The following is a 22,908-nucleotide window of genomic DNA, read 5'->3' as shown; positions in this document are numbered from 1 at the left end:
ACGCGTTCGGCGGGGTGGACAAGTCGACAGCAAGACACGTTCCAAAGAACGGTCAGAGATCCGGCGAGTCACACCCCACCGTGCGCATGAGAACCAACCTGCCAGCTGATAGCCAGACCAGCTAGTGACCATTACAGAGATCCGGTGAGCCGGTCTCGAGACTCGGTCACGTGATTTCGACAGGCTCAATCACCGCGTCTCGTCACCTGATTTCGACAGGCTCAATCACCGCGTCTGAACGGGTTCGCGGCCGATGCACAATCCCCTCGACACACAGCAACAGGATCGCCACCACGATCGCGCCATAGGTGACCATTTGAGTCGGTGAAACTGTCTCGCCTAGCACCAGCACCGCGACCACGACCAGCAGCACCGGCTCGAGGTAGGTGAGCAGCCCGAACAGGCTGAACGACAGCAACCGGCTCGCGGCGAGATACGCGACGAGCGCGAAACTGCTGATCAGACCGAGCAGGAGCAACGGCAGGATGAGTTCAGCGTGGGCGGTGACAACCGCCAGCGAGTCGGGCTGCAGCGCGACCACCACACTCGGCACCATCAGAATGGCCATTTCGAGCCAGAGCGCGCCGGGACTGTCGAGCGCCGCGCGGCGACGAATCACAAAATAGAGCGGGTAGCCGAGCGCGACCACCACGGTTGACCACGAGATGCCGCCACCGCCGAGCAGCGCGGCTGCGACGCCGATCGCGGCGGCCCCGACCGCGGCCAGACGCCATCCGGTCAGCCGTTCGCGGTGCAGCAGCACACCGACGAGCACCATCACCAGCGGCATCAGAAAGTAGCCGAGTGCCACGTCGAGGCCATGCCCGGTCGTCGGCGCCCACCCGAAGATCCACACCTGCACCCCGAGCAGCCCGGCGTTGACCAGCAGCACCCCGGCCAGCATCGGCGTGCGGCGCACCCTCCGCGCAATCTCGCGCACGGCGCCCCACTCGCGGATCGCGATCAGCAGCACGGTGAGCAGCGGCACAGTCACGATCACCCGCCAGGCAAAGATCTCGGTCGGACTGAGCGCCGTCAGGTATTCGGGCAGCACATAAAGCGTGGCGAACAGGGCTGACGCCCCGATCGAGGCGATCACTCCGCGCGAGGTCGGCGCCGATCGGTGTAGTGCAGTCTGCATTGCTGTTGCGTGCTCGGTTCTGTGAGAAAGGATGAAGACGATGCGGCGCTGGTTACAGCGCGCGCATGCGGTTGTTGCGGGCGTCGTGGGTGACCTCGGCCAGTCCGAGCGTTTCGAGCAGCGGCGGCAGGTACATGCCCACGCGCCCCCGGTAGCCCTTGCGCGTGCCGTACCAACCGCCCACCGGGTTGCTCTCGGAGCGACCCCACGCTTCGACGGTTCCCTCGGCGGCCGCTTTCTGCTCGTCGGCTGAGCCGAGCGCCACCCAGTCGCCCTGCTCGCGCAACCAGGCGGCGAGGTCTTCGATGACGCGCAGCTGGTAGGTGAGCTTGGTCGATCCGACCTGGCAGACCAGCAGGGGCGGGTCGGCTTCCTTGTCGGCAAACATGACGTACTCGGATGTCCCGGGCGGGGTGGTCAGCACCCACGGGTCTTCGCGTGTTCCAGTCGCCATTTCGAACTCCTTCGCCCAGTGGTCGCGATACTCTCGCTGTCCCCAGCGTAGGCGTCGTGGGTCACGCGCGCGCAGGCCCGCTTCAGTCGATGCTGTATGCACTCCGCGAGAGGGTGAAGCCCCGGCCCGAATCGGCCGTGCACGTGACGGCATCCTCGCCCGAGATGCAGGTGACGCCGGCCAGGCTGAGAGATGTTCCGGCTTCCAACACCGGTACGTCGGGGTTGGCCTGCCCGCTGAACGGGGCGTCATTGCGGCAGCTCAATTTCGGGAGATCCTGGTTGTGGGATTCGATTCCACCGGTGAGGTGCACCTGCTCCGGACAGGTGTCGTCTGCTCCCCCGCGCTGTGGAAGTGCGTAGTCGAATACCTGCGGCGCGCATCCCCAGAACACGTCGGCGGGGTTGTCGGTGACGTAGATCCCGCACGACTCGTTCGATGACGGGGTGCGAAAGTCCACGGATGCGGAAACGTAGGGCGTGAATCCCGCATAGAGCGCAGGATCGACGGCCACAACAGCGTCCGCCGGATCCTCGGTGGCGACGGGGGCGGTCGCCGACGGCTCAGCCCCGGGTTTCTCCGACGCAGTTGACCCCGCACCTTGTGTTGCCGACGGCGCCTCAGCCGGCTGCGCCGCGCATCCGGCCAGCATCACCGTGGACAGCATCATCACAGCCAGAATCTTGCGCATGGTTCGAACCACCCCTTCGTTGCGTGAAGCCTAGCGACTGCTGTTCTCGCCTGCCGTCGCTTCAACTCGATGGGAACGGCGTGTCACGCGCGGACGGCGTGCTCCGCCTCGGCGGCGGCGACGATGCGGTTGGCCATGCCGTTGAAGATCACTCCGTGAAACGGCACGATTGCCCACCAATAGAGGCGCCCACCCAACCCTGACGGGAAGAAGATCGCTCGCTGGGTATAGACCGACCCGCCGTCGGCCGGCGTGCTGGTCATCTCCAGCCAGGCCCGACCCGGCACAAGCATTTCGGCCCGGAGTCGAAGCAACCTGCCCCGCTGAAGATCTTCGACCCGCCAGAAATCGAGCGCGTCACCGGTATTGAGCCGGGCCGGGTTGCGGCGGCCGCGCCGCAGGCCGACACCGCCGACGAGCTTGTCAATCCAGCCGCGGATGGCCCAGGCCAGCGGAAACGAGTACCACCCGTTCGCGCCGCCGATGCCCTCGATGATGGTCCAGAGCTGGTCGGGGGTGGCCGAGGTCGCACGTCGTTTCAGATCGGTGTAAACGAGATAGCCCGCCCAGTCAGGGTCGCTGGGTAGCGGGTCGCTCGGGCTGTCAAGAACCGAGCCGTCGACCCAACTCGTCTGCACCTCCCCGGCTCGCATGCGGGCGAGGGCCAACCGCACAGCCTTCCGATAGCTCGTCAAGCCATCGGGCGGGGGCGGGATGTACCTGTCGATATCGTGCTCTTTGACGACGCAATCGTTCTGCAACGACTCAATGATCGGCACGGCGAGACGGCGAGGAATCGGCGTGACAAGATTCACCCATTGCGAGGCAAGCCACGGCGTGAGCACCGGCAACGCCGCGATCGGCCGTTGCCGCAGACCTGCTTCTCGGGCATACCCATTCATCATCTGCCCGTAGCGCAGCACGTCGGGGCCGCCAATATCGAAGGCGCGGTTCACTCCGGGCGGCAGCTTCGCCGCCTCGACGAGGTAATAGAGGACATCGCGCACCGCGATGGGCTGGATGCGGTTGCGCACCCAGCGAGGCGCCGGCATGTAGGGCAGCACATCGGTCAGACTGCGAATCATCTCGAACGACGCCGACCCGGAGCCGATCACTACTCCGGCTTGCAGAACAGCTGTGTCGACGCCTGAGTTCAGAAGAATCTCGCCGACCTCGGCACGGGACCGCAGGTGTCGGCTGAGCGGTGCATCCTCGGGGTGCAGCCCGCCGAGATAGATGAGGCGGGCGACGCCAGCCGAGCGAGCCGCAACCGACAGGTTTCTCGCGCTCTGTGCCTCCCGGCGCTCGAACTCATCACCGCCCGAGCCGCCCTGCCCCATCGCGTGCACCAGATAGTAGGCCGCGGTCACTCCGTCGAGGGCGGCGTCGAGGCTGGCGGAGTCGAGCAAGTCGCCGCGTGCGACCTCGACCCGCGACGCCCACGGGACATCCAGGAGCTTCTCGGGCGAACGCACGAAAACGCGTACCTCGTAGCCTGCCTCAAGAAGCAGGGGCACAAGCCTCCCGCCGACGTAGCCGGTCGCCCCCGTGACCAGGATCCGTGTGGACATGCCTCACGGTAGTTCGAGAGGGCGGCCGCTCACAAGCCCCGCGGCGGGCGCGGGGTCAGGCCCGCCCTCCGAATGAGTTACGGCATACCCGTTACAGCCGCGCCAGGGTGTCGATGTCCTCGAGGAACTCGGCGGCGACTTCCGACGAGACCGTGGTGCGGGTCGATGAGATTGCGTCGAAGTAGTCGACGGTGCTCGGACCTGACTGAATCGACCGCCCGCCCGGAGCATAGACGGCATTCTCAAGCGCGTTCTGCGACGCCTTGCGGGCGGCGTATTCGATGTCGGCCGGTGAGAATCCGTCGCTCGATTCGACCAATTGGTCGAGGTCGATATCGCTCCGGGTGGAGGCCGGGATGTAGCGTTCCCAGATCGACCGGCGGGCTGCGGCATCCGGCAACCCGATCGGGATGACATAGTCGAACCGGCCGTGGCGGAGAAAAGCCGAGTCGAGGGCGCGGATGAAGTTCGTCGCACAGATGAGAAGCCGGTCGGGTTGGTCCCGGAATGCGGGAATGATCTTGAGCAGCTCATTGGTGACGCCCTGCATCGGCGAGGGCGGCTCGCCGGAGCGATGCGCGGCGATCTCCTCGACCTCGTCGATGAACACGACGGCGTGCTCGAGTTCTGAGATCTTGAGGAAGGTCTCGCGCAGCGCACCGGCAAGCCCGCGCGGATCGGCGGCCAGGCGCGACGGAAACACCTCGACGAACGACCATTCCAAGCGCGACGCGATCGCCTTGGCGAAGGTGGTCTTGCCGGTTCCGGGTGGTCCGAAGAGCACGACGGCGCGCGGCGGGGCCACACCGAATTGTTCGGCCAGCTGCGACTTCGCCAGCGGCATGACGAGGCGGCGTTCGAGCAGTTCCTTCTCGGCGGCCATACCGCCGACGTTGTCCCAGAGGTCCCGCGGCAGCACCCGGCCGCCGAGTTCGCCGAGGAGGCGCAACTCTTCGCGTTGCACCGGGATGTGGCGTTCGAAGTAGCGCAGGTTCTGTTTGACCTCGAAGCCGCGGCTGAGAAACGCGTCGACACGCGACTCGGTGTCGGGCATCAGCGCCGACAGTTTCGACAATCCGTGCGGCGCCATCTTCGCTTCCAGCGCCATCAACAGGGCCGAGCCGATTCCCTGGCTCTGCCACTCCCCAAGCGTGGCAAGAAAAACGATCCAGCCCTGCGCGTGAGCGGCCCGGCCGACCACGGCCCCGACGACTTTTTCGCCGACTACCGCGACGACCGCGTCATCTTTTTCGCACGAGGCAAGCACCTCGGAGAGGCCGTAGACCGGTTCAGTTCCGCTCGCCTTGATCTCCTCCCAGAGCGCGAGGATGCCGTCGAGATCGTCGGGGTGAAAGTCGCGTAGCCGCCAACCAGTCATCGGGTCTCCTCCATTGGTGCCGTCAAGGGATCGTAACCGGGCAGCACCGCCGAACGCGGCGCATCCACCCCATCTCCGGACGCACCGACCGACGAGGGCTCAACGACGGGACACCTTGACGAGCATCACCCTCTCGTTGGTCGAGGGCGAGCGAGCGCAGCGAGCCCGTGTCTCGAGCGATGTACTGAGCCTGTCGAAGTGACCTCGTGAGCCAGTCCTCAGACGCAACCCACGATCAGAGATCGGCTCGCGAGATCTCGAGTCGCGGCCGACTCCGTCGGCGGCTCCTCGATCAACGAGAGGATTAGAGGTGCGCCCGGTCGGCGTCGACCTGGTTGATCACCCCGCGCGCGATCGCATCCCAGTCGGAGCCCCAGAGGTCGACCTCCTCGTCGTGCGGAAGCTTGCCGCCGTAGACCGCCTCATGGTCAGGGCCTTCCTTGGTGATCATCACGATCGTGCCGTAGTCGCCTCCGGCCGCGTCGGTGATCTGCCAGAGTTTCGGCTCCAACAACTGCAGAACGAACTGGCGGTTCTTGTGGGCGATCTCGGCTCGGTCGGGCAATACGTAGTCAAACATCGGGATTCCTCTCTCGAACACTGGAAATTGCGGTTGGTCGGTTGGGGGGTCGTGTCTTCTCACGGCGTGACGATCTGACGGCGCCCCCTCAGGGCGTCACAATGTTGAACGACGGGTCGCCCCGGTCCAGCACGCCGAGCAGCTGTGTCATCACCGTCTCGTCGCCGGTCAGCTCGATGCCGTCCGATGTCGAGTCGCCGCCGAGGAGGGCGATCAGGCGCTCCTTCGTCAGCGTGAGCGTCGCCGCAGCATCCGTTTCCGCAGCGTCCGGATCCGCAGCGCCCGTTTCCGCCGCATCCATATCCGCGGCATTCGTTACCGCGGCGCGACGGATGCTGATGAGCACCCCGTTGCGCAACGTCAGCCGATAGGTGGTCTCGAGGTCGGTGAAGGTGACATTCAGTGACAGGTCGAGGTCCCACGCCTTCGGGCCGTTGACCGAGATGGCGAGTGAGTCAAACAGCTGCTCGGGGGTGAGTTGGGCGACGATGGCCGGAGCGGCCGGCGCGGTCGGCGTACCGAAGTTGCCCTCGCGCAACTCGGTGGCGCCCGACAGAAAGAAGTTGCGCCAGGTTCCGTTTTCCGAGCCGTAGCCGAGCTGCTCAAGCGTGTCGGCGTAGAGGCTGCGCGCCGCCGTGTGCGTGTCGTCGGCGAATACCGCATGGTCGAGCAGGGTCGCGGCCCACCGAAAATCACCGTCGTCGAACGCGGTCTGCGCGAGCGCCACCACGCGATCGAGTCCGCCGAGGGCGTCCACATAGCGACGCGCCTGCTCGGCCGGCGGATGCGGCCACAACCGGGCCGGGTTCCCGTCGAACCAGCCCAGGTAGCGCTGGTAGATGGCTTTGACGTTGTGACTCACCGAGCCGTAGTACCCCTTGGTGCTCCACTCCCGCTCCAACACCGGCGGTAGCTCGAGCATCTCGGCGATCTCGCTGCCGGTGTAGCCCTGATTGAGGTAGCGCAGGGTCTGATCGTGCAGGTAGGCGTAGAGATCTCGCTGGATCGACAAGAATCTGATCACGTGCTCGGTGCCCCAGGTCGGCCAATGATGAGACGCAAACGCGACATCCGTTCGAGCACCGAACGTCTCGATCGCTTCGGTGAGATAGGTCGACCACACGTGCGGGTCGCGCACGAGCGCCCCGCGCAAGGTGAGCAGATTGTGCTGCGTGTGAGTGGCGTTCTCGGCCATGCACAGCGCCCGAAGCTTCGGAAAGTAGAAGTGCATCTCGGCGGGCGCCTCGGTGCCGGGCGCCATCTGAAACTCGATCTCGACCCCGTCGATCACGTGCGTCTCCCCCGTCGAGGTGATCTCCCGTGTCGGAACGATCAGTCCGACCTCCCCGGCGGATGTCGTTTGGCCAAGCCCCGCGCCGACCTGTCCCCGCGGGCCGCGGGCGAGGGCGGCACCGTACATGTAGCCGGCGCGGCGCCCCATCGCGGTTCCGGCGTAGACGTTCTCGGCGACAGCGTGCCCGACGAAGCCTGCCGGGGCGAAGATCTCGATGCGTCCGGCGTCGACATCCGCCGGGGAGGCGACGCCGAAGACACCGCCGAAATGGTCGATATGGCTGTGGGTGTAGATGACGGCGACGACGGGAAGGTCTCCGCGATGCTGACGGAAGAGCGCCAACGCGGCAGCGGCCGTCTCGGTGGAGATCAACGGGTCGATCACGATGACCCCGGTGTCTCCCTCAACGAAGGTGATGTTCGACAGGTCGAAGCCGCGCACCTGATAGATGCCGGGCACCACCTCGTAGAGGCCCTGTTTCGCCACCAGTTGCGATTGCCGCCACAGGCTGGGGTGCACCGTGGTCGGTGCTTCCCCCTCCAGAAAGGCGTAACTGTCGTTGTCCCAGACGACTCGACCGTCGGCCGCGGTGATCACCGCGGGCGTGAGGGCTGCGATGAAGCCGCGATCGGCATCCTCGAAAGTCGCCCTGTCCGCCAGAGGAAGCTCAATCGACACGTGCCGGTGGGCTGCTTCGATCGCCGCGCTCGCTGGCTTGGGTTGCATGATGTGCCCTTCGCGAAGAGTCAACTCTGACTCTTCGACTCTGCACCGATGCGCAGATGCGCGCAATCAATTTGTTGCGGCGCTTTCGATGGCCGATCGCTCCCAGGTACCTCACACAAGACACTCAATACGCTGAGAGCGTCACCGCAGCCCTGGAGGATTTCATGAAGTGTCCCACCGACTCAGCAACCCTCGTCATGAGCGAACGGAGCGGCGTCGAGATCGACTATTGCCCCGAATGCCGTGGCGTCTGGCTTGACCGAGGCGAGCTCGACAAGATCATCGACCGGGCAGAGGCAGAATTTGCGTCGCGGATGCCGGCTGCCGCGCCGGTCGCACCGGTCGCGTACGTTGCTCCCGCGGCTCCGGTCGCCCCGCAGGCCCCGCCCGCGCAGCAGTACGACCCGCGTTTTGGCGCGCCGGTGCAGCAGCAGGGTTACGACAACCGCGGCTACGACAACCGTGGCTCTGACAACCGCTCGGGGTACCGCCCCAAGAAGAAGGACAGCTGGCTGAGCGAGCTCTTCGACTAGGCCGTTCTGGCGGGCCGATCTCAGGACGCACCCACCCCGGTGGTCGAGCCTGTCGAGACCTCGTGAGCCAATCTCAGGACGCACCCCGCGTTTAAGGATTGGCTCGCGTGGTTTCGAGACACGTCCGACTTCGTCGGGCGCTCCTCAACCAACGAGGCCTTAACCTTGTGGTGCCAAATTTCGCTTATGAACTTCAGGCTCAAATGACTCTGAAGTTCATTTCGGAAAACGCAAGCCTGCCGCTCTCAAACCAACGATGCGACGCCTACTGCAGCACCTCGAGGTGCACGCCGACCTGATCCCCCGGTGCAATCGACTCGGCGACCCGAATCTGCTTCTTCACCGGCAAGAGATAGCAGCCGCGCGTGGCGTCCGGAAAGAGCGACGTCGCCCAGGTCGAGCGTCCGATTGTGACCCGCACACGAATTGAGCCAAATCCTGGGGCCGGCGGTCGCGGGCGGTCCTTGATCTCTTGCGAGATCGGACCGGGCACCGTGACGAAAACCCACGAGTTGTTCTCCGCGGCGGGCTCCCAGAGCACCTCATCGAAATCGAAACTCTCCATCTTCTCCGCCTCTCTTCTGCGCGATCGAGACAATCAGCCGAACGCGGTCGGCGGCAACCCGACGAAGGATGCGACGGCCCGCGCGACCACCGCGCGGCTTCCGCCCGTGCCGCCTGTGCCGACCACTTCACCCGCTCCACCCGAACCGTCGGCGCCATCGGCACCACCCGCACCACCCCAGCGCACCAGCGATTGCGCCGTGAACCCGTCGATCAGGCCGAGCAGCAGCCAGGCCGTCGCCGGGGCATCGTCGACGGTGAACTCACCCGTCGCGACGCCCGACTCGAGAATTTCCTGCAGAACCGCCTGCCAGGCATCCATCTGCTCGCGAACGCTCGCCGCAAGCGGCTCATTTCGGCGTCCAAGCGTCCACGCTTCGACCCAGATCACCGTGACGTCGGCGCGGGAGCCGTCGAGCAGGGTGTCGAGCACCACGCGCAGCTGCTCCTCGGGTGCCAGCCCGGCCGCCAGCTCACCGATCTCACCGATCTCCGCCGACACAATTGTCGCGAAGGTGCGGGCGACGAGGGCATCCATGCTCGGTTCGTAGTGAGCGATGAGCGCCGGCGTGACGGCGGCGCGGGCGGCGACCGCGCGCAGCGTCACGGCGGCCAGCCCCTGCTCGAGAGCGAGCGCGCGCGCGGCCTCGAGAATCTCGGCGCTGCGCTCGGCGGGCGGCTTGCGAGTGCCGCGAGGGGCTGGGGGTCTTGACATGATCCCCACAGTCTAAGTAACCTCGCTTACATTATTGATCATTTGATCAACAAGTTGTCCAACCGCCTCTCGGGGCACAGCACAAAGGAATCCCATGAGCTGGCGCATGCCCCCCGAGACCGCACCGCACGAACGCACCTGGATGGCATTCCCCCGTGCCGGTCTGACGCTCGGCGAGGATGCCGCCTCGGCCGAAGAGGCCTACGCCGCCTGGACCGCCGTCGCCCACGCTGTCGCCGAGTTCGAACCCGTCACGATGCTCGTCGACCCGTCGGAGCGTGAACGCGCCGAGCGCATGCTCGGCAGCCAGATCACGCGCATCGAGGTGCCGCTCGACGATTTCTGGGTGCGGGATTTCGGCCCGACCTTCGTTCTCGACGACGAACGCCCCGGTGTTCTCGGCGCCGTCGACTGGATCTTCAACGGCTGGGGCGCTCCGGCCTGGTCGACCTGGGAGCACGACCGCGAGATCGCCCGCTTCGTCTCGGCCCACGTGGGTTCCGAGCTGGTCAGCTCCGTTCTCGTCAACGAAGGCGGAGCCATCCACGTCGACGGCGACGGCACCGTTCTCGCCACCGACACCGTTCAGCTCGACCCGGGACGCAACCCTTACGCCGACAAGGCCCGCATCGAAACCGAGTTCGCGCGCACCCTCGGCACCACGCACGTGGTGTGGCTGCCGCGCGGGCTTACCCGCGACTATGAGGACTTCGGCACCCGCGGCCACGTCGATATGGTGGCCACGATCCCCTCTCCCGGCCGCCTCCTGCTGCACATGCAACTGAATCCTTCGCACCCCGATTTCGAGGTGACCCGTGACCTCAAGGCCTTCCTCGAGACGCAGACGGATGCCGCCGGCCGGCCCTTCGAGATCATCGAGCTGCCCGCGCCCGACACTCTGCGCGACGACGAGGGTTTTGTCGACTGGAGCTATGTGAATCACCTCGTCGTCAACGGCGGTGTCATCGCCTGCGGCTACGGCGAGCCGGAAGCCGATGCCCGGGCTGCCGCGATTTTGGCGGAGGCCTACCCGGGCCGAAAAGTAGTCACGATCGACGCGCGGCCGATCCTTGCTCGCGGGGGCGGCATCCACTGCATCACGCAGCAGCAGCCGGCGCTGGGCGCCTAACCATGAGCGCGCCCCAATTCGATGTCGTCGAGGCGTCAATCGCCGAGCTCCGTGCCGCCCTCGAATCGGGCCGGCTGACGAGCGAGCAATTGCTCACCGCCTACCTCAAGCGCATCGAGGCCTACGATCGGGGCGGCATCCGCTTGAACTCGCTCGTCGTGATGAATCCTGATGCGGCGGCCGACGCCCGGGCATCCGACGCGCGCCGGGCCCGCGGCGAAACGCTCGGCCCGCTCGACGGCATCCCCTACACCGCGAAGGACAGCTACCTGGCGACGGGACTCACCGCCGCCGCCGGGTCGCCCGCCTTCGCCCACCTCGTCGCGCAACGCGACGCGTTCACGATCGAACGGCTGCGCGCAGCCGGCGCCGTGCTGATCGGCCTGACGAACATGCCCCCGATGGCCAACGGCGGCATGCAGCGCGGGGTCTACGGCCGGGCGGAGAGCCCGTACAACGCCGAGTTCTTGACCAGTGCGTTCGGTTCGGGATCGTCAAACGGTTCCGGCACCGCGACCGCCGCGAGCTTCGGGGCGTTCGGCCTCGGCGAGGAGACCTGGTCAAGCGGCCGGGCCCCCGCGTCGAACAACGCACTCTGCGCCTACACGCCGTCACGCGGGGTGATCTCGGTGCGAGGCAATTGGTCGCTGGTTCCCACGATGGATGTCGTCGTGCCGCACACCCGCACGATGAATGACCTCTTCGAGGTGCTCGACGTGATCGTCGCCGATGATCCGGAAACGCGTGGCGACTTCTGGCGAGCGCAGCCGTGGGTGGAGATCCCGGCCGCCTCTGAGGTTCGGCCGAATTCGTATGTCTCGCTCGCGGCATCCGCCGCCGGTGCCGCGTCGCCGCTCGCCGGCAAGCGTTTCGGCCTCCCCCGCATGTACGTGAACTCCGACCCCGACGCCGGAACCGGCGAGAACCCGGGAATCGGCGGGTCGACCGGCCGGCGCATCGATACCCGCGCGTCGGTCATCGAACTGTGGGATGCCGCACGGCGCGATCTCGAGGCGGCCGGTGCCACGGTGGTGCTCGTCGACTTTCCCGTCGTCTCGAATTACGAGGGCGACCGGCCGGGTGCACCGACGATCTTCACTCGCGGACTCGTGAGCCCCGCGTTCCTGCGGCGTGAGATCGTCGACCTCTCGGCGTGGGCCTGGGAGGACTTTCTGCAGGCCAACGGCGACCCCGCGCTGCACACGCTCGTCGACGTTGACGGTTCGACGATCTTTCCGCACCCGGCGGGGTCCCTGCCCGACCGTTACGACGGATTCGACGACGATATCGCCGAGTATCCGGCTCAGGTGCGCGAGCACCCGGTCGCGCATTTCACCGAGATTCCCGAACTCGAAGACGGCCTCCGCGGTCTGGAGGAGACCCGCCGGATCGATCTCGAACGGTGGATGGACGATCTGGGACTCGACGCCGTCGTGTTCCCGGCTGTGGCGGATGTCGGCCCCGCCGACATGGACGTGAACGAGGCATCCGCCGACCTGGGCTGGCGGAACGGCGTCTGGGTCGCGAACGGCAACCTGGTGCCGCGTCACCTCGGCATCCCGACGGTGACGGTGCCGATGGGCACAATGACCGACATCGGGATGCCGGTCGGCCTGACCTTTGCCGGGCGAGCGTATGACGACACCGCGTTGCTCACCCTTGCCGCAGCGTTCGAGGCGACCGGCTCGCGGCGCACGACGCCGCCGCGCACTCCGCCGCTCGCATAGCCCGTTGGTCGAATCCGTTGGTCGAGCTTGTCGAGACCCCCGCCGGCCGATCCTCACACGTGCACTGCGTTCGGAAATCGGCTCACGAGATCTCGACAGGCTCGATCACCGGGGACCCGTTGGTCGAGCCTGTCGAGACCCCCGCCGGAAGCGCTGAACCGAAATCAGGAACGGAGTGCGTGTCGCGAGAACGCGAGCCCACTGGTCTGCGGCCTGGACTCGGCCGACACACCTCCACTCCTGATTTCGGTACCCGCCGTGGTCACGATGGTGCCCGCGAGAAACGCGGCGCCACCGGCCATGCTTGCCGACACGATATGGTTAGTGCACGAAGCATCTGAATCGAAGCGTGGGGAGCGGGTTGTGGCCACCAGATGGGCACGGGTACTCCGTGGCTGGTTGACCGCAGGTCTCTCTGTTTTTATCGCCGCGCTCTCACATGTCGCCGGCGGAGGCGCTCCTCCCGGTCTCCTGGGTGTCGTGCTCGCGCTGGTGTTCGGTGGCCTGGCCTCGGTAGCCCTGACCGGCGCCACTTTGTCGCGTATCCGTCTCGGCCTCTCGGTCGCCCTGAGTCAGTTCGCTTTTCATTTTCTATTCAGCCTGGGTTCGGGCCTCCCCACGACGTCGCTGGTCAGCCCCGTGACCGCGCACCAGCACGGCGCGGTCGTTCTCGAAGTCGCCGCCGTCTCGTCGGCCCCGCCGCACCTGCACACCGATCAGACGATGTGGGCGGCGCATCTGCTCGCTGCCGTGATCACGGTGGTCGCACTGCGTCGCGGTGAGACCGCGTTCTGGTCCCTCGTTGAGCTGGCCCGCACCATCTGGGTCGCCGTTTCGATTCCCCGCACCTGTGTTCTGCCCTCAGCGCCGGTCAACCCGGTGCGGATGCGTGTGGCGATCGCCGACAGGCTCGGCCTCCGTGACCTCGGTGTGATTCTGGCTGGCCGCCCGCACCGCGGACCGCCGCTCCTCGCGCTCCTGCCTCTCTGACCCGCATCAATTCTGGCGATCGCGGCCTTCTGTCGCGCGCCTGATCGCGGGAACCCCCGGTGGCGGCGACGTCATGCCTGCCCCGTGGGACCTACGCATAGACCGACGGCCTTCGTCGTCGACCCCGGAACATCCTGGAGTGACATCCGTGACCAGATCGTTTATCCGCCGTCTCTTGATTGTGTGCTCAATGGGGGTGGTCGTCGCCTCCGCACTGATCGTGGCGACGCCGCCCACCGCGGCGCACGCGCACGACCAGGTTCTCTCGACGACCCCGTCGTCGAAAGAGCACCTGGCTGGCGCACCGCCGGAAGTGAGCATGGTGTTCACCGACAACATCCTCGAGATCGGCGCGACGATCCTCGTCGTCGACGATGCCGGGGACAACTGGGTGTCAGGGGACATGCGGGTAGAGGGTCCACAGGCGAGCCAGAGTCTCGACGCCGACATGCCCGACGGGCGCTATCAGGTGCGGTGGCGGGTTGTTTCGGCTGACGGCCATCCGATTTCTGGCACCTTCGACTTCGCCGTCGGCGAGGTGACCGCAGCTACGGCGGCGCCTGCCGCGAAGGATGCGACGGGTTCCGCTACGAAGGGGGCAGCGGGTACAACACAGCGTGCGGAACCCGGCCTGGATGACTCCGCCGATTCCGCCGTCGATCGCAACGCCCCTGCAGCGCCGCCGTTTCTGCTCATCGGGGTCGGCGGTGCCCTCCTGGGCATCGTCGTCTTCGTACTTTTCACCGTGCTCCGGCCGCGGCGCCGGGCGGCCGACAACACGCGCGACTGATCCACACGCGCATCAATTTTCACTATTTCTGAGGAGAACCAACACATGAAGAAAACACTCACCACTCTGCCCACACTGATCATCCTCGCCGCGGCGACAGTGCTCGTTGCCACCGGTTGTGCGGCCGCCGAGCCTGCCGCGCGAGTGGCGACATCCAGTGCGGCCGAGTCGCTCAGCATTCAGGATGCCTGGGTCAAGGCCGCCGACGAAGGGATGTCTGCCGTCTTCGGAACTCTTGAAAACGACAGCGACGCCGACATCACCATTGTCTCCGCCGCGACGGCGGCATCGGCCACCGCGGAGCTTCACGAGACTGTGGAGAACGACGCCGGGGAGATGATGATGCAGCCCAAAGAAGGCGGCTTTGTCATTCCCGCCGGAGGTTCCTACGAACTCGCGCCGGGCGGAAGCCACCTCATGCTGATGGGGCTGACGGCTCCCTTGAAGGCCGGCGACGAACCCACCTTCACGCTGACCCTGTCGGATGGCTCGACGTATGAGTTCAGCGCACCGGTGAAGGACTACGCCGGTGCCAACGAATCCTATGAAGGCGGCATGGACATGAAGGACATGGACATGAAGGACTCCGACATGGATCACTCCGAAATGACCGACTCCGACATGCAAGACATGAAGCACTAATGACCGCCGATCAGCACGACGCTGATCGCCGGCTCAGCCGGCGGCACCTCCTCCTCGGGGGTGCCGCCGCGGGCATCGGCGCTGCAGCATCCGTCGGCATCGCCGCCGCCGTCACCGCGAAAGCTGAGCAACCGGCGACGACGCAACCAGCCCTCACCGGCTCCGAGACCGTCGACTTTCACGGCTCCCATCAGGCCGGGATCGAGACGCCGCCCCAGGCCCAGGTGACTTTCGTCGCTCTCGATCTTCTCGACTCGGTCGACGCTGCGGGATTGCGGCGAATGATGCAGATCCTCACAGGCGATGCCGCCCGCCTCACCCAGGGGCGCAACGCGCTGGCCGACTCCGAACCGGAACTCGCCATGGTTCCCGCCCGGCTCACGGTCACCTTCGGGTTCGGGCCGGGCCTCGTGGCCCGCACGACCGGCACGGCTCCGAGCTGGCTGCGCCCCCTGCCGGCATTCACCATCGACCGGCTCGAGGAGGCCTGGAACGGAGGCGACCTGTTGCTTCAGATCGCGGCGGATGATCCGGTGACCGTGGCACACGCCACACGCATGCTGCTGAAGGACACGCGATCGTTCGCATCCGTGCGGTGGACCCAGTCCGGGTTCCGCCGCCCTCCGGGTTCGGAGAAGCCGGGAACCACCATGCGCAATCTGTTCGGCCAGGTCGACGGCACAGTGAATCTGGTGCCCGGTACCGACGATCTCGAGAATCTGGTCTGGGGGAAAGCGGCCAACCCCGGGTGGCTGTCCGGGGGGACCGGACTCGTACTGCGCCGGATCGAGATGAACCTCGACACCTGGGACGAACTCGACCGGGGCGGACGAGAGTCCTCACTCGGCCGCACGCTGGCCGTCGGCGCGCCGCTGACCGGTGTGAACGAGACTGACGAACCGGATTTCGATGCCACCACGACGCTTGGCTTTCCGGTCATCCCGGAGTACTCCCATATTCGCCGCGCCCGCTCCGACGACCCGAACCAACGCATCTTCCGTCGGGGATATAACTACGACGGCGCACCTACCGGAGCTGCGATCTCGAATTCCGGCTTGTTGTTCGCGTGCTTCCAAACGGATGTCGACGCCCAGTTCGTGCCGATCCAGAAGCGTCTCGACGAGCTGGACCTGCTCAACCAGTGGACCACTCCCATCGGTTCAGCCGTGTTCGCCATCCCGCCTGGCTGCGGCCCCGACGGCTACATCGGCGACACGCTGTTTTAGCCGCGAAACCCAACCGGTGGTCGAGCTTGTCGAGACCCAGCCCGACCCCCCCCCTCGAACGCACCCGCGTTGGGAGCTCGGCTCACGGGATCTCGACAGGCTCGATCACCGCATGCTCGCGACACGCTGTTTTAGCGACGCAACCGACTGCAATAATTAATTGTTCAGAAAACACTATGAGGGGGCCCCATGAGCACCGAATCCGCAACGTCCGCCACACCGATCCGATCGCTCACCGAGAAGGACCGCTTCGGCCGCCTGATCGAACGCCGAGACGGACACGACTTCCCGTTCTATAACGGGACGCCCATCGAGCTCTCGGTCGGAAAATGGATCCTCGTCTGGGCATCCGTGGCCGTCGGATTCTTCGCGCTCATCTTCATCCCGCAGCCGAACAACTTCGTCGCGATCCTGCCCCGCGCGCTCTTCGTCGCCATCCCCCTCGCGGTTCTGGGACTCGTAGCCGGCCGCTACTGGACCGCACTGTTCCGCAAGGTTCGTGGGGTTGATGTGCTGAACATGTTCTTCTTCGCCGCGCTCAACATCGTCATCACCTTTGCCGTTGGAGCACTCGTTGCCGCGACCTTCGGTGCGAACCCGAACGCCACCATCTCTGGAGCCGGGGGTGGCAGCGTCGGCGACACCATCGCCATGTATGTCGGAACCGGCATCCAGCTCGTCGGCGAAGAGATCTTCGTGATCCTGCCGTTCCTCGCGCTGATGTACTTCCTCTTCGCCAAGGCCGGCCTGTCGCGCAAGACCGCGATCATCCTCGCCTGGGTTGTCTCCTCACTCTGGTTCGGCGCCGCCCACCTGCCGACCTACGACTGGAACTTCGCCCAGGCATTCCTCATCATCGGATCCGCCCGCATCGCGCTGACCCTTGCCTTCATCCGCACCAAGAACCTCTGGGTCGCCGCCGGCGCGCACATCATCAACGACTGGGTGTTCCTCACCTTCGCCGTGATCGGGAGCGTCGCTGCCGCAAGCTAGTTACCTCTCGAGTCTCAGCGCCGACGATCGTGTGGCGCTGAGGCACGACGAAACACCAGAATGCTCGCAATCGAGCCGCCGATGGCAATCGTGAGAGCGACGACAGCAACCCCCAGATAGCGCCATTCGGATGCCTCGCTGTAGGGGAAGGTATCCGACCAGTCGAGCCCCAGGCGCACCACCACCGCGCCCACGAGCCAGGCCAGCAGGATGCCCAGCACGAGCAGGAGGGGACGGCGCGGGCCACGAGGTTTCATGGTGCAATTCTGCCAGCCTTGTTTCTCGCGCGTGCCCGAATCTCGACCGGCTCGATCACCGACGCTGCCCCTGTACCGGATTCGATCACAGGGGTACCGTCGCTGGCGAATTCATCACAGAGAGGACGATTGCTGATGCCACAGAACAAGACTCCGCAGCTGAAGGATCCCGAGCTCTACGAGACCCTGCGCGAAGAGGGCGCCTCGAAAGAGAAGGCGGCACGAATCTCGAACGCTGCGGCGAAAGAGGGCCGTTCAGAGATCGGGCGTCGCGGCGGCAAATCGGGCGACTACGACGATTGGACTGTACCTGCCCTGAAGAAACGCGCCAAAGAACTCGGCCTGAGCGGTTATTCACGCAAAAGGAAGGGCGAGCTCATCGAGCAGCTTCGCTCCCACTGAGATTCGATCGACGGCACCGGCATCCAAAGAATTTCTCGCCGGGTGTCGATTGAGCCTGGTGCCATTCGACCTTGAGGTGAGAAAGTCATCAAGCGACTTTCCCCAACAAAGGAGAACGAAATGCCAAAGTACATGCTGATCATGCGGGCGACCGACGAATCGTTTGCGAATTTCGCCAACATCGACTTCGCACTGATGTTGGACGCCATGGGCAAGTTCAACGACGAGTTGATTCGTGCTGGTGTGCTGCTGGCCGCCGAGGGCCTCGACGACGCGAATGAGGGTGTCGTCGTTGACTTCACCGGCGAGACGCCGGTCGTCACCGACGGCCCTTACGGAGAGACGAAGGAGCTGTTCAACGGCTACTACATTCTCGATGTCGCATCGAAAGAGGAAGCCGTCGAATGGGCCAAGCGGGCGCCATACACAGCGGGCAGCAAGACCGAGATTCGCCGCGTGCCGTCGATCGACGAGTTTCCGCAGGACAACGAGTGGATTCAGAAAGAGCGTGCCTGGCGCGAGCAGACCGGCCAGCTCTGAACCGACAGCGGGCAAGCCGACAGCGGGCAAGCCGACGGCGAGCAGGCCAACGGTGAGCAAATCAGAGGCGCGGAGCGCCGTCGAAGCGGTGTGGCGGATCGAGTCCGCCCGCATCGTCGGCGCTCTCGCCCGCTACACCGGCGACTTCTCGCTGGCCGAAGATCTCGCTCAAGAAGCCCTGGCCGAAGCTCTCGTGTCGTGGTCGATCGATGGCGTCCCGGCCCAACCGACCGGATGGCTGCTCACCACGGGTCGGCGCCGGGCCATCGATGCGTTTCGGCGGCGGTCCGCTCGCGACGCACGCTATGCCGTCCTCGCCCGTGACCTCGACGAGAAACTACCAGGGGCCGACGCCCTGTTCGATCCCAATGCCATCGACGACGACGTTTTGGCGTTGATGTTCATCTCCTGCCACCCGGTGTTGTCACGCGAGGCACGGATCGCGCTGACGCTCCGGGTTGTCGGAGGTCTGACCAGTGAGGAGATCGCCAGAGCATTTCTGGTTCCGGTGCCCACCATTCAGGCGCGCATCACCCGCGCCAAGAAAACGCTGGCCGCCGCGCGCGTGCCGTTTGCCGTTCCCGAAACGCACGAGCTGGCCGAACGCCTCGGTTCCGTGCTGCAGGTCGTCTACCTGATCTTCACCGAGGGTTCCTCGGCAACGAGCGGCGACACGTGGATGCGCACAGATCTGGCCGGCGAGGCCCGCCGCCTGGCGCGCGTGCTGGTGCGACTCCGACCCGATCCCGAGGTGTTCGGCCTGCTCGCGCTGCTGGAACTCACCGCAGCCCGTTTCCCCGCCCGACTCGACGCGTCGGGACATCCGGTGCTGCTGGAAGACCAGGATCGACGATTGTGGGACCAGACCGCGATTCGGCGCGGGCGCGCTGCTCTGGCACGCGCAAGTAGCGCCGGCCGCGGGCTGGGCGCCTACGGGCTCCAGGCATCCATCGCCGAGTGTCACGCAGTTGCGCGCTCCGTTGCCGACACCGACTGGGCGCGGATTGTCATCCTGTATGAAGCGCTCGGCCGCTTGACGCCATCACCGATCATCGACCTCAACCGTGCGGTAGCCGTGGCGATGGCCTCGGGTCCAGCCGACGGACTTGCCTTGGTCGACACGATCGCGGCGCAAGGCGAGCTCGCCGGCTCGCACCTGCTCCCCGCGGTACGTGGCGAGATGCTCATCCGTCTCGGCCGACGCGGCGAAGCCCGGGCCGCACTCCTCGACGCCGTCGCCCTGTGCAAAAACTCAGCCGAGCGCGCGGAACTCGAGCGAAAGCTTGAAACGCTCAGCGATGGAGTTGAAGGCGCGCGCTAATCAGTGGGCAGCCGACCGCGCCAACTGTTCGGCACAGAACGACGTGAGGTCAATGCTCTGGGTGGGCGGCAGGTCGATTGCCGCCGGGTCAATGCCAGTGTTCGATGTCATCGCATCTCCTTTGTTCGAAAGGGGGTTGTGTCGTTTGTTGCGCAACTCCCGATTCCGATGATGCGAATCGGTAGGTGCCCGTCGCTCGCTATCCCCCAGTTGGTGAGCGACGGGCACCGTCCATAACCGCACGAACTAGTCGTGCGGAGTCGTAAGGCCGAGGCTCACACACAGCTCCTCTGGCGGTCGTTGAGACGGGAAAACGGCGAGGCGCCTGTCGGGAAGCTGACAGGTCACGAGGGCAGGAACGGGATAGACGCCGTCGGCACTCTCGGTGTCGGCAAAGGTTCCGACCTGCCAGGAGGCGCCGCACATGTCGACAGCCAATCGAATGCGCTCGGCGAGCGGCGTCGGCGTCTTCTCCTCGGGATTTCCGGGGAGATAGACCGAGGAGCCGTGCAAGGAGTTCATATCGGCGGCGCCGTAGCAATCCATCAGATAGTTGATCTGGCCCTGGGGCGCCGAGGCGATCATGATCGCGCCGGCCGTGGTCGCGAGCACGAGAGCACCCGCGACACTGATCGCCGTGATGCGATGACGGCGCTTTCGTTGCACATCGAGTGCAGCGACCGTCGTCAGAAGATTCTGCTTCATCCGCTCAAACTCGGCCGTGTCAGGCAGGAGGCTGCGATTCATGATTCGCTCCTCAGGGTGCCGAGTTCGCTGCGGAGCCGTGCGCGCAAGCGGGAGAGCCTATTCCGCAGGGCCGCCGAGCTGATCCCGGCCGCTGCGGCAGCCTCTTCGTAGCTGCGCCCGTCACGAACGCAGAGTTCGAACACCACGCGGTCTGCGGGGGGCAACAGAGATACCGCGGTGTCGACGTAGTGGCGAAGTTCGGCTTGCTCTGCCGCTTGCTCCGGGCTGGTGTGAGCGCTCGGCACGAACTCGTGGGTGGGGCTGAAGCTGCGCCGCCGATCGTGTCTGTCGAGTGCGCGCTTGCGATTGCGGATGGTGAATTTGCACGTGACCAGCAGCCACGGCAGCATCGAATCGCCTTCGATGACGAGCGACTTGCGTCGGCGCCAGAGCACGACGAAGACGTCCTGGCTCACTTCCTCGGCATCTTCACGCTGTTCGAGGTTCGATGCCGCGTAGGCGAAGACGACTCTGCCATGTCGATCGTAGATTTCAGCGAAGGCAGCGGCGCTTCCGCGGGCCAGTTCGTCGAGGAGAGCACCATCGGTCCATGATGGCTCGCGGGTGGCGGGTGCCACCGAACCATCAGCGATGTTGCTCATAACTAGGTAATGTCCCCTCCGCGGTAATCCTCTCAACTTTGAGCAAAGTATTTTGGCTTGACTCTTCTCCGCCTCCGCCGCCAAGATGAGCGTTTCCGGCAGAAGCCGGGAACATCACATTTCTGGGGGAACTGAATGGCAATCACAACCGGCACGAAAGCTCGACGTTTGGCCGCGTCGGCACTCGGCATTGCGGTGCTCTCGATCGGACTCGTCTCGGTGGGCGGGGCAGCGCACGCCGCTCCTCGGGAGCACAAGGTTGCCGAAGAGAAGTCGTGCTCTCTTGACCTCGGCACCAACAGGCTCGTCTGCGTTGCCGTGGGCGATGACCTCAACAAGGCGGTGCTTGAGCAAGAAAACCTCATCGTCGTTTCACCACTCGGTGCACGCGGCATCTCGGCCGACCGCGCCGCCGCGCCCGCCGGCGCTCTGGTCACCTATGTTCAGGCCCAGCTCTACGCTGACGCGAATTACGGCGGGGCTACCTTTCAGATCACGAATTCCGCACTATGCAACGGCAGCACCACCTGGTACTACGGACCCCTGGCGAACGTGGGATGGTCAAGCAAAGTGAGCTCCTTCAAGAGTTTCTCCGGCTGCTCGACGAAGCTCTGGCAAGGCGGCAACTACACCGGAGCAAGCTACGGCTATGCGGTGAATGCCGCGACTCTCGGCGTGATGAACGACGCGGGTAACTCGGTGACCATGAAGTAGGCCGCTCGGTGTTGGCCGGGCACGTGCTAACGTCCGAATTCGTGAGAGCAATTCTTGAGGACCCCAGCGGCCATCGACTCGTCTGGATTGACACGGATGACCCGTCGCCGGCTCCCGACGAAGTTATCGTCGAGGTCGCCGCCACCGCGGTGAATCGCGCCGACCTTGCACAGCGTCAGGGGATCTACCCGCCGCCGCCCGGCGAATCTCCGATCCTCGGTTTGGAGTGCGCGGGAGTCATCAGCGAGATCGGCTCCGCGGTGACGGACTGGGCAGTCGGCGACCGGGTCTGCGCGCTGCTCGGTGGCGGCGGCTATGCGGAACGCGTGGCGGTGCCGGCCACCCAACTGCTGCCGGTGCCCACCGGTCTCTCGTTCAGCGAAGCCGCGTCGCTGCCGGAGGCCGTCTGCACGGTCTGGTCGAACCTGGCGATGGGCTTCAGCGCTCCGCTGCCAGGACAGGTCGCTCTCATCCATGGCGGCGCCAGCGGACTCGGCACGATGGCGGTGCAACTGGCGGCCCGCTTCGGTCACACCGTCATTGCGACGGCCGGATCGCCGGATCGCGCTCGCGCCACCGAGCAGTGGGGAGCCGTACGTGGCATCGACTATCGCAGCGAAGACTTCGGCTCGGTCGTCGCCGACCTGACGGAGGGGCGTGGCGCGAACGTCATCATCGACGTGGTGGGTGCCAGCTACCTCACCCGCAATCTTGACGCGCTGGCCGACGACGGTCGTCTCATGGTGCTCGGACTGATGGGTGGCCACATCGCCTCGGTTGACCTCGCTTCGATGCTGCGACGCCGGCTGAGCCTGCACGCGACAAGTTTGCGATCACGCCCGCGCACCGGTGCGGCGTCGAAGGCCGAGGTCGTGGCTCGCGTGAGAACGGATGTCTGGCCGTGGTTCGAATCCGGCGTAGTGCGTCCTGCCATCGGCACAGTGCTGCCGATCACGAGCATCGAGCAGGCTCACCGCGAGATCGCCGACGGCACAGCCGCATCGGGCAAGACGGTGCTGGAAATTCCCGGTCGTTGACTCTCTCGGTGGTTGAGGAGCGAGCGCCAGCGAGCGTCTCGAAACCACGCGAGCCAATCCTCGGGCGCAACCAACGTTCAGAGATGGGCAACTCGGTGACTATGGAGCGGTGACGGCTGCTCCTCCTCGGCGGCACCCGCTGTC

At 65.5% G+C, this 22,908-nt stretch carries 25 protein-coding genes; 13 read left to right on the top strand and 12 right to left on the bottom strand.

Annotated elements, in window-relative coordinates:
- Positions 1-202 precede the first annotated feature (202 nt).
- From rarD to AC1DCF_RS07870, 7 genes are all read right to left on the bottom strand, one after another.
- Entirely contained in the window at positions 203-1,141 is a 939-nt protein-coding gene (rarD, locus tag AC1DCF_RS07900) for an EamA family transporter RarD (protein WP_477210534.1), read from the bottom strand.
- A 52-nt stretch (positions 1,142-1,193) separates the two neighbouring features.
- The gene (locus AC1DCF_RS07895) at positions 1,194-1,595 is read right to left on the bottom strand and encodes a DUF6855 family protein (RefSeq protein ID WP_441790293.1); all 402 of its coding nucleotides are present in this window, start codon (positions 1,593-1,595) and stop codon (positions 1,194-1,196) included.
- A gap of 82 nt (positions 1,596-1,677) precedes the next feature.
- The gene (locus tag AC1DCF_RS07890; protein ID WP_477210533.1) at positions 1,678-2,286 is read right to left on the bottom strand and encodes a hypothetical protein; all 609 of its coding nucleotides are present in this window, start codon (positions 2,284-2,286) and stop codon (positions 1,678-1,680) included.
- Positions 2,287-2,369: 83 nt separating this feature from the next.
- Positions 2,370-3,857, bottom strand: a complete 1,488-nt coding sequence (locus AC1DCF_RS07885; RefSeq protein WP_477210532.1) for an SDR family oxidoreductase — start codon at positions 3,855-3,857, stop codon at positions 2,370-2,372.
- A 91-nt stretch (positions 3,858-3,948) separates the two neighbouring features.
- Positions 3,949-5,235: an ATP-binding protein gene (locus tag AC1DCF_RS07880; RefSeq protein WP_477210531.1), complete on the bottom strand. Its 1,287-nt coding sequence runs from the start codon at positions 5,233-5,235 to the stop codon at positions 3,949-3,951.
- A gap of 304 nt (positions 5,236-5,539) precedes the next feature.
- Positions 5,540-5,815, bottom strand: coding sequence for a hypothetical protein (locus AC1DCF_RS07875; protein ID WP_441790297.1), 276 nt, complete (start codon positions 5,813-5,815; stop codon positions 5,540-5,542).
- A gap of 88 nt (positions 5,816-5,903) precedes the next feature.
- Positions 5,904-7,835 (bottom strand): alkyl/aryl-sulfatase, encoded by a 1,932-nt coding sequence (locus AC1DCF_RS07870; RefSeq protein ID WP_477210530.1) that lies wholly within the window; start codon positions 7,833-7,835, stop codon positions 5,904-5,906.
- 164 nt (positions 7,836-7,999) lie between these two features.
- On the opposite strand from AC1DCF_RS07870, the gene AC1DCF_RS07865 reads away from it, so the two are divergent.
- Complete coding sequence (locus AC1DCF_RS07865; protein WP_477210529.1) at positions 8,000-8,368, top strand: TFIIB-type zinc ribbon-containing protein; 369 nt, start codon at positions 8,000-8,002, stop codon at positions 8,366-8,368.
- A gap of 265 nt (positions 8,369-8,633) precedes the next feature.
- On the opposite strand, the gene AC1DCF_RS07860 is transcribed toward AC1DCF_RS07865, so the two are convergent.
- Both AC1DCF_RS07860 and AC1DCF_RS07855 read right to left on the bottom strand, forming a co-directional pair.
- Positions 8,634-8,933, bottom strand: a complete 300-nt coding sequence (locus AC1DCF_RS07860) for a DUF1905 domain-containing protein (RefSeq protein ID WP_477210528.1) — start codon at positions 8,931-8,933, stop codon at positions 8,634-8,636.
- Between the two features lie 33 nt (positions 8,934-8,966).
- Positions 8,967-9,647, bottom strand: coding sequence for a TetR/AcrR family transcriptional regulator (locus AC1DCF_RS07855; protein ID WP_477210527.1), 681 nt, complete (start codon positions 9,645-9,647; stop codon positions 8,967-8,969).
- A 94-nt stretch (positions 9,648-9,741) separates the two neighbouring features.
- Between AC1DCF_RS07855 and AC1DCF_RS07850 the strand changes: the two genes are divergently transcribed.
- From AC1DCF_RS07850 to AC1DCF_RS07820, 7 genes are all read left to right on the top strand, one after another.
- The gene (locus AC1DCF_RS07850; protein WP_477210526.1) at positions 9,742-10,776 is read left to right on the top strand and encodes an agmatine deiminase family protein; all 1,035 of its coding nucleotides are present in this window, start codon (positions 9,742-9,744) and stop codon (positions 10,774-10,776) included.
- A gap of 2 nt (positions 10,777-10,778) precedes the next feature.
- Positions 10,779-12,503 carry an amidase gene (locus AC1DCF_RS07845; RefSeq protein ID WP_477210525.1) on the top strand — a complete coding sequence of 575 codons (1,725 nt, stop codon included), beginning with the start codon at positions 10,779-10,781 and terminating at the stop codon, positions 12,501-12,503.
- A gap of 363 nt (positions 12,504-12,866) precedes the next feature.
- A complete protein-coding gene (locus AC1DCF_RS07840; RefSeq protein ID WP_477210524.1) occupies positions 12,867-13,493 on the top strand; it encodes a hypothetical protein in 627 nt (208 codons plus the stop codon).
- A gap of 148 nt (positions 13,494-13,641) precedes the next feature.
- Complete coding sequence (locus tag AC1DCF_RS07835) at positions 13,642-14,283, top strand: copper resistance CopC family protein (RefSeq protein WP_477210523.1); 642 nt, start codon at positions 13,642-13,644, stop codon at positions 14,281-14,283.
- Between the two features lie 45 nt (positions 14,284-14,328).
- Positions 14,329-14,925, top strand: a complete 597-nt coding sequence (locus tag AC1DCF_RS07830) for a copper chaperone PCu(A)C (RefSeq protein ID WP_477210522.1) — start codon at positions 14,329-14,331, stop codon at positions 14,923-14,925.
- A complete protein-coding gene (locus AC1DCF_RS07825) occupies positions 14,925-16,151 on the top strand; it encodes a Dyp-type peroxidase (RefSeq protein WP_477210521.1) in 1,227 nt (408 codons plus the stop codon). The genes AC1DCF_RS07830 and AC1DCF_RS07825 overlap by 1 nt, the downstream gene beginning before the upstream one ends.
- Before the next feature lie 189 nt (positions 16,152-16,340).
- Complete coding sequence (locus AC1DCF_RS07820; protein ID WP_477210520.1) at positions 16,341-17,144, top strand: CPBP family intramembrane glutamic endopeptidase; 804 nt, start codon at positions 16,341-16,343, stop codon at positions 17,142-17,144.
- Positions 17,145-17,158: 14 nt separating this feature from the next.
- On the opposite strand, the gene AC1DCF_RS07815 is transcribed toward AC1DCF_RS07820, so the two are convergent.
- On the bottom strand, positions 17,159-17,401 hold the full coding sequence (locus AC1DCF_RS07815; RefSeq protein WP_477210519.1) for a hypothetical protein: 243 nt from the start codon (positions 17,399-17,401) through the stop codon (positions 17,159-17,161).
- A 135-nt stretch (positions 17,402-17,536) separates the two neighbouring features.
- Here AC1DCF_RS07815 and AC1DCF_RS07810 point away from each other — a divergent pair, with 135 nt between their 5' ends.
- The 3 genes from AC1DCF_RS07810 (at position 17,537) to AC1DCF_RS07800 (ending at position 19,664) form a co-directional block, all read left to right on the top strand.
- The gene (locus tag AC1DCF_RS07810; RefSeq protein WP_477210518.1) at positions 17,537-17,803 is read left to right on the top strand and encodes a DUF7218 family protein; all 267 of its coding nucleotides are present in this window, start codon (positions 17,537-17,539) and stop codon (positions 17,801-17,803) included.
- 120 nt (positions 17,804-17,923) lie between these two features.
- Positions 17,924-18,343, top strand: a complete 420-nt coding sequence (locus AC1DCF_RS07805) for a YciI family protein (RefSeq protein WP_477210517.1) — start codon at positions 17,924-17,926, stop codon at positions 18,341-18,343.
- 52 nt (positions 18,344-18,395) lie between these two features.
- Positions 18,396-19,664, top strand: a complete 1,269-nt coding sequence (locus AC1DCF_RS07800; protein WP_477210516.1) for an RNA polymerase sigma factor — start codon at positions 18,396-18,398, stop codon at positions 19,662-19,664.
- A 246-nt stretch (positions 19,665-19,910) separates the two neighbouring features.
- On the opposite strand, the gene AC1DCF_RS07795 is transcribed toward AC1DCF_RS07800, so the two are convergent.
- Positions 19,911-20,411 carry a hypothetical protein gene (locus tag AC1DCF_RS07795; protein ID WP_441792139.1) on the bottom strand — a complete coding sequence of 167 codons (501 nt, stop codon included), beginning with the start codon at positions 20,409-20,411 and terminating at the stop codon, positions 19,911-19,913.
- Entirely contained in the window at positions 20,408-21,013 is a 606-nt protein-coding gene (locus tag AC1DCF_RS07790) for an RNA polymerase sigma factor (protein ID WP_477210515.1), read from the bottom strand. The genes AC1DCF_RS07795 and AC1DCF_RS07790 overlap by 4 nt, the downstream gene beginning before the upstream one ends.
- Positions 21,014-21,148: 135 nt before the next feature.
- Between AC1DCF_RS07790 and AC1DCF_RS07785 the strand changes: the two genes are divergently transcribed.
- Together AC1DCF_RS07785 and AC1DCF_RS07780 are read left to right on the top strand one after the other, a co-directional pair.
- Positions 21,149-21,727, top strand: a complete 579-nt coding sequence (locus tag AC1DCF_RS07785; protein WP_477210514.1) for a hypothetical protein — start codon at positions 21,149-21,151, stop codon at positions 21,725-21,727.
- A gap of 41 nt (positions 21,728-21,768) precedes the next feature.
- On the top strand, positions 21,769-22,764 hold the full coding sequence (locus AC1DCF_RS07780; protein WP_477210513.1) for an NAD(P)H-quinone oxidoreductase: 996 nt from the start codon (positions 21,769-21,771) through the stop codon (positions 22,762-22,764).
- Positions 22,765-22,908: the final 144 nt, after the last annotated feature.

It is taken from the genome of Leifsonia sp. 10L418 (genome assembly GCF_056395445.1).
Note: the sequence above shows the minus strand (reverse complement) of the source record. Positions and strands in the feature narration are given on the sequence as shown.

Excerpts from the sequence above, each read along its gene's own strand:
- AC1DCF_RS07885 (WP_477210532.1), bottom strand. The coding sequence starts at position 3,857 with ATGTCCACACGGATCCTGGTCACGGGGGCGACCGGCTACGTCGGCGGG.
- AC1DCF_RS07805 (WP_477210517.1), top strand. The coding sequence starts at position 17,924 with ATGCCAAAGTACATGCTGATCATGCGGGCGACCGACGAATCGTTTGCG.
- AC1DCF_RS07875 (WP_441790297.1), bottom strand. The coding sequence starts at position 5,815 with ATGTTTGACTACGTATTGCCCGACCGAGCCGAGATCGCCCACAAGAAC.
- AC1DCF_RS07830 (WP_477210522.1), top strand. The coding sequence starts at position 14,329 with ATGAAGAAAACACTCACCACTCTGCCCACACTGATCATCCTCGCCGCG.
- AC1DCF_RS07815 (WP_477210519.1), bottom strand. The coding sequence starts at position 17,401 with ATGAAACCTCGTGGCCCGCGCCGTCCCCTCCTGCTCGTGCTGGGCATC.
- AC1DCF_RS07845 (WP_477210525.1), top strand. The coding sequence starts at position 10,779 with ATGAGCGCGCCCCAATTCGATGTCGTCGAGGCGTCAATCGCCGAGCTC.
- AC1DCF_RS07820 (WP_477210520.1), top strand. The coding sequence starts at position 16,341 with ATGAGCACCGAATCCGCAACGTCCGCCACACCGATCCGATCGCTCACC.
- AC1DCF_RS07785 (WP_477210514.1), top strand. The coding sequence starts at position 21,149 with ATGGCAATCACAACCGGCACGAAAGCTCGACGTTTGGCCGCGTCGGCA.
- AC1DCF_RS07850 (WP_477210526.1), top strand. The coding sequence starts at position 9,742 with ATGAGCTGGCGCATGCCCCCCGAGACCGCACCGCACGAACGCACCTGG.
- AC1DCF_RS07880 (WP_477210531.1), bottom strand. The coding sequence starts at position 5,235 with ATGACTGGTTGGCGGCTACGCGACTTTCACCCCGACGATCTCGACGGC.
- AC1DCF_RS07870 (WP_477210530.1), bottom strand. The coding sequence starts at position 7,835 with ATGCAACCCAAGCCAGCGAGCGCGGCGATCGAAGCAGCCCACCGGCAC.
- rarD (WP_477210534.1), bottom strand. The coding sequence starts at position 1,141 with ATGCAGACTGCACTACACCGATCGGCGCCGACCTCGCGCGGAGTGATC.
- AC1DCF_RS07865 (WP_477210529.1), top strand. The coding sequence starts at position 8,000 with ATGAAGTGTCCCACCGACTCAGCAACCCTCGTCATGAGCGAACGGAGC.
- AC1DCF_RS07790 (WP_477210515.1), bottom strand. The coding sequence starts at position 21,013 with ATGAGCAACATCGCTGATGGTTCGGTGGCACCCGCCACCCGCGAGCCA.
- AC1DCF_RS07795 (WP_441792139.1), bottom strand. The coding sequence starts at position 20,411 with ATGAATCGCAGCCTCCTGCCTGACACGGCCGAGTTTGAGCGGATGAAG.
- AC1DCF_RS07860 (WP_477210528.1), bottom strand. The coding sequence starts at position 8,933 with ATGGAGAGTTTCGATTTCGATGAGGTGCTCTGGGAGCCCGCCGCGGAG.
- AC1DCF_RS07810 (WP_477210518.1), top strand. The coding sequence starts at position 17,537 with ATGCCACAGAACAAGACTCCGCAGCTGAAGGATCCCGAGCTCTACGAG.
- AC1DCF_RS07890 (WP_477210533.1), bottom strand. The coding sequence starts at position 2,286 with ATGCGCAAGATTCTGGCTGTGATGATGCTGTCCACGGTGATGCTGGCC.
- AC1DCF_RS07825 (WP_477210521.1), top strand. The coding sequence starts at position 14,925 with ATGACCGCCGATCAGCACGACGCTGATCGCCGGCTCAGCCGGCGGCAC.
- AC1DCF_RS07855 (WP_477210527.1), bottom strand. The coding sequence starts at position 9,647 with ATGTCAAGACCCCCAGCCCCTCGCGGCACTCGCAAGCCGCCCGCCGAG.
- AC1DCF_RS07895 (WP_441790293.1), bottom strand. The coding sequence starts at position 1,595 with ATGGCGACTGGAACACGCGAAGACCCGTGGGTGCTGACCACCCCGCCC.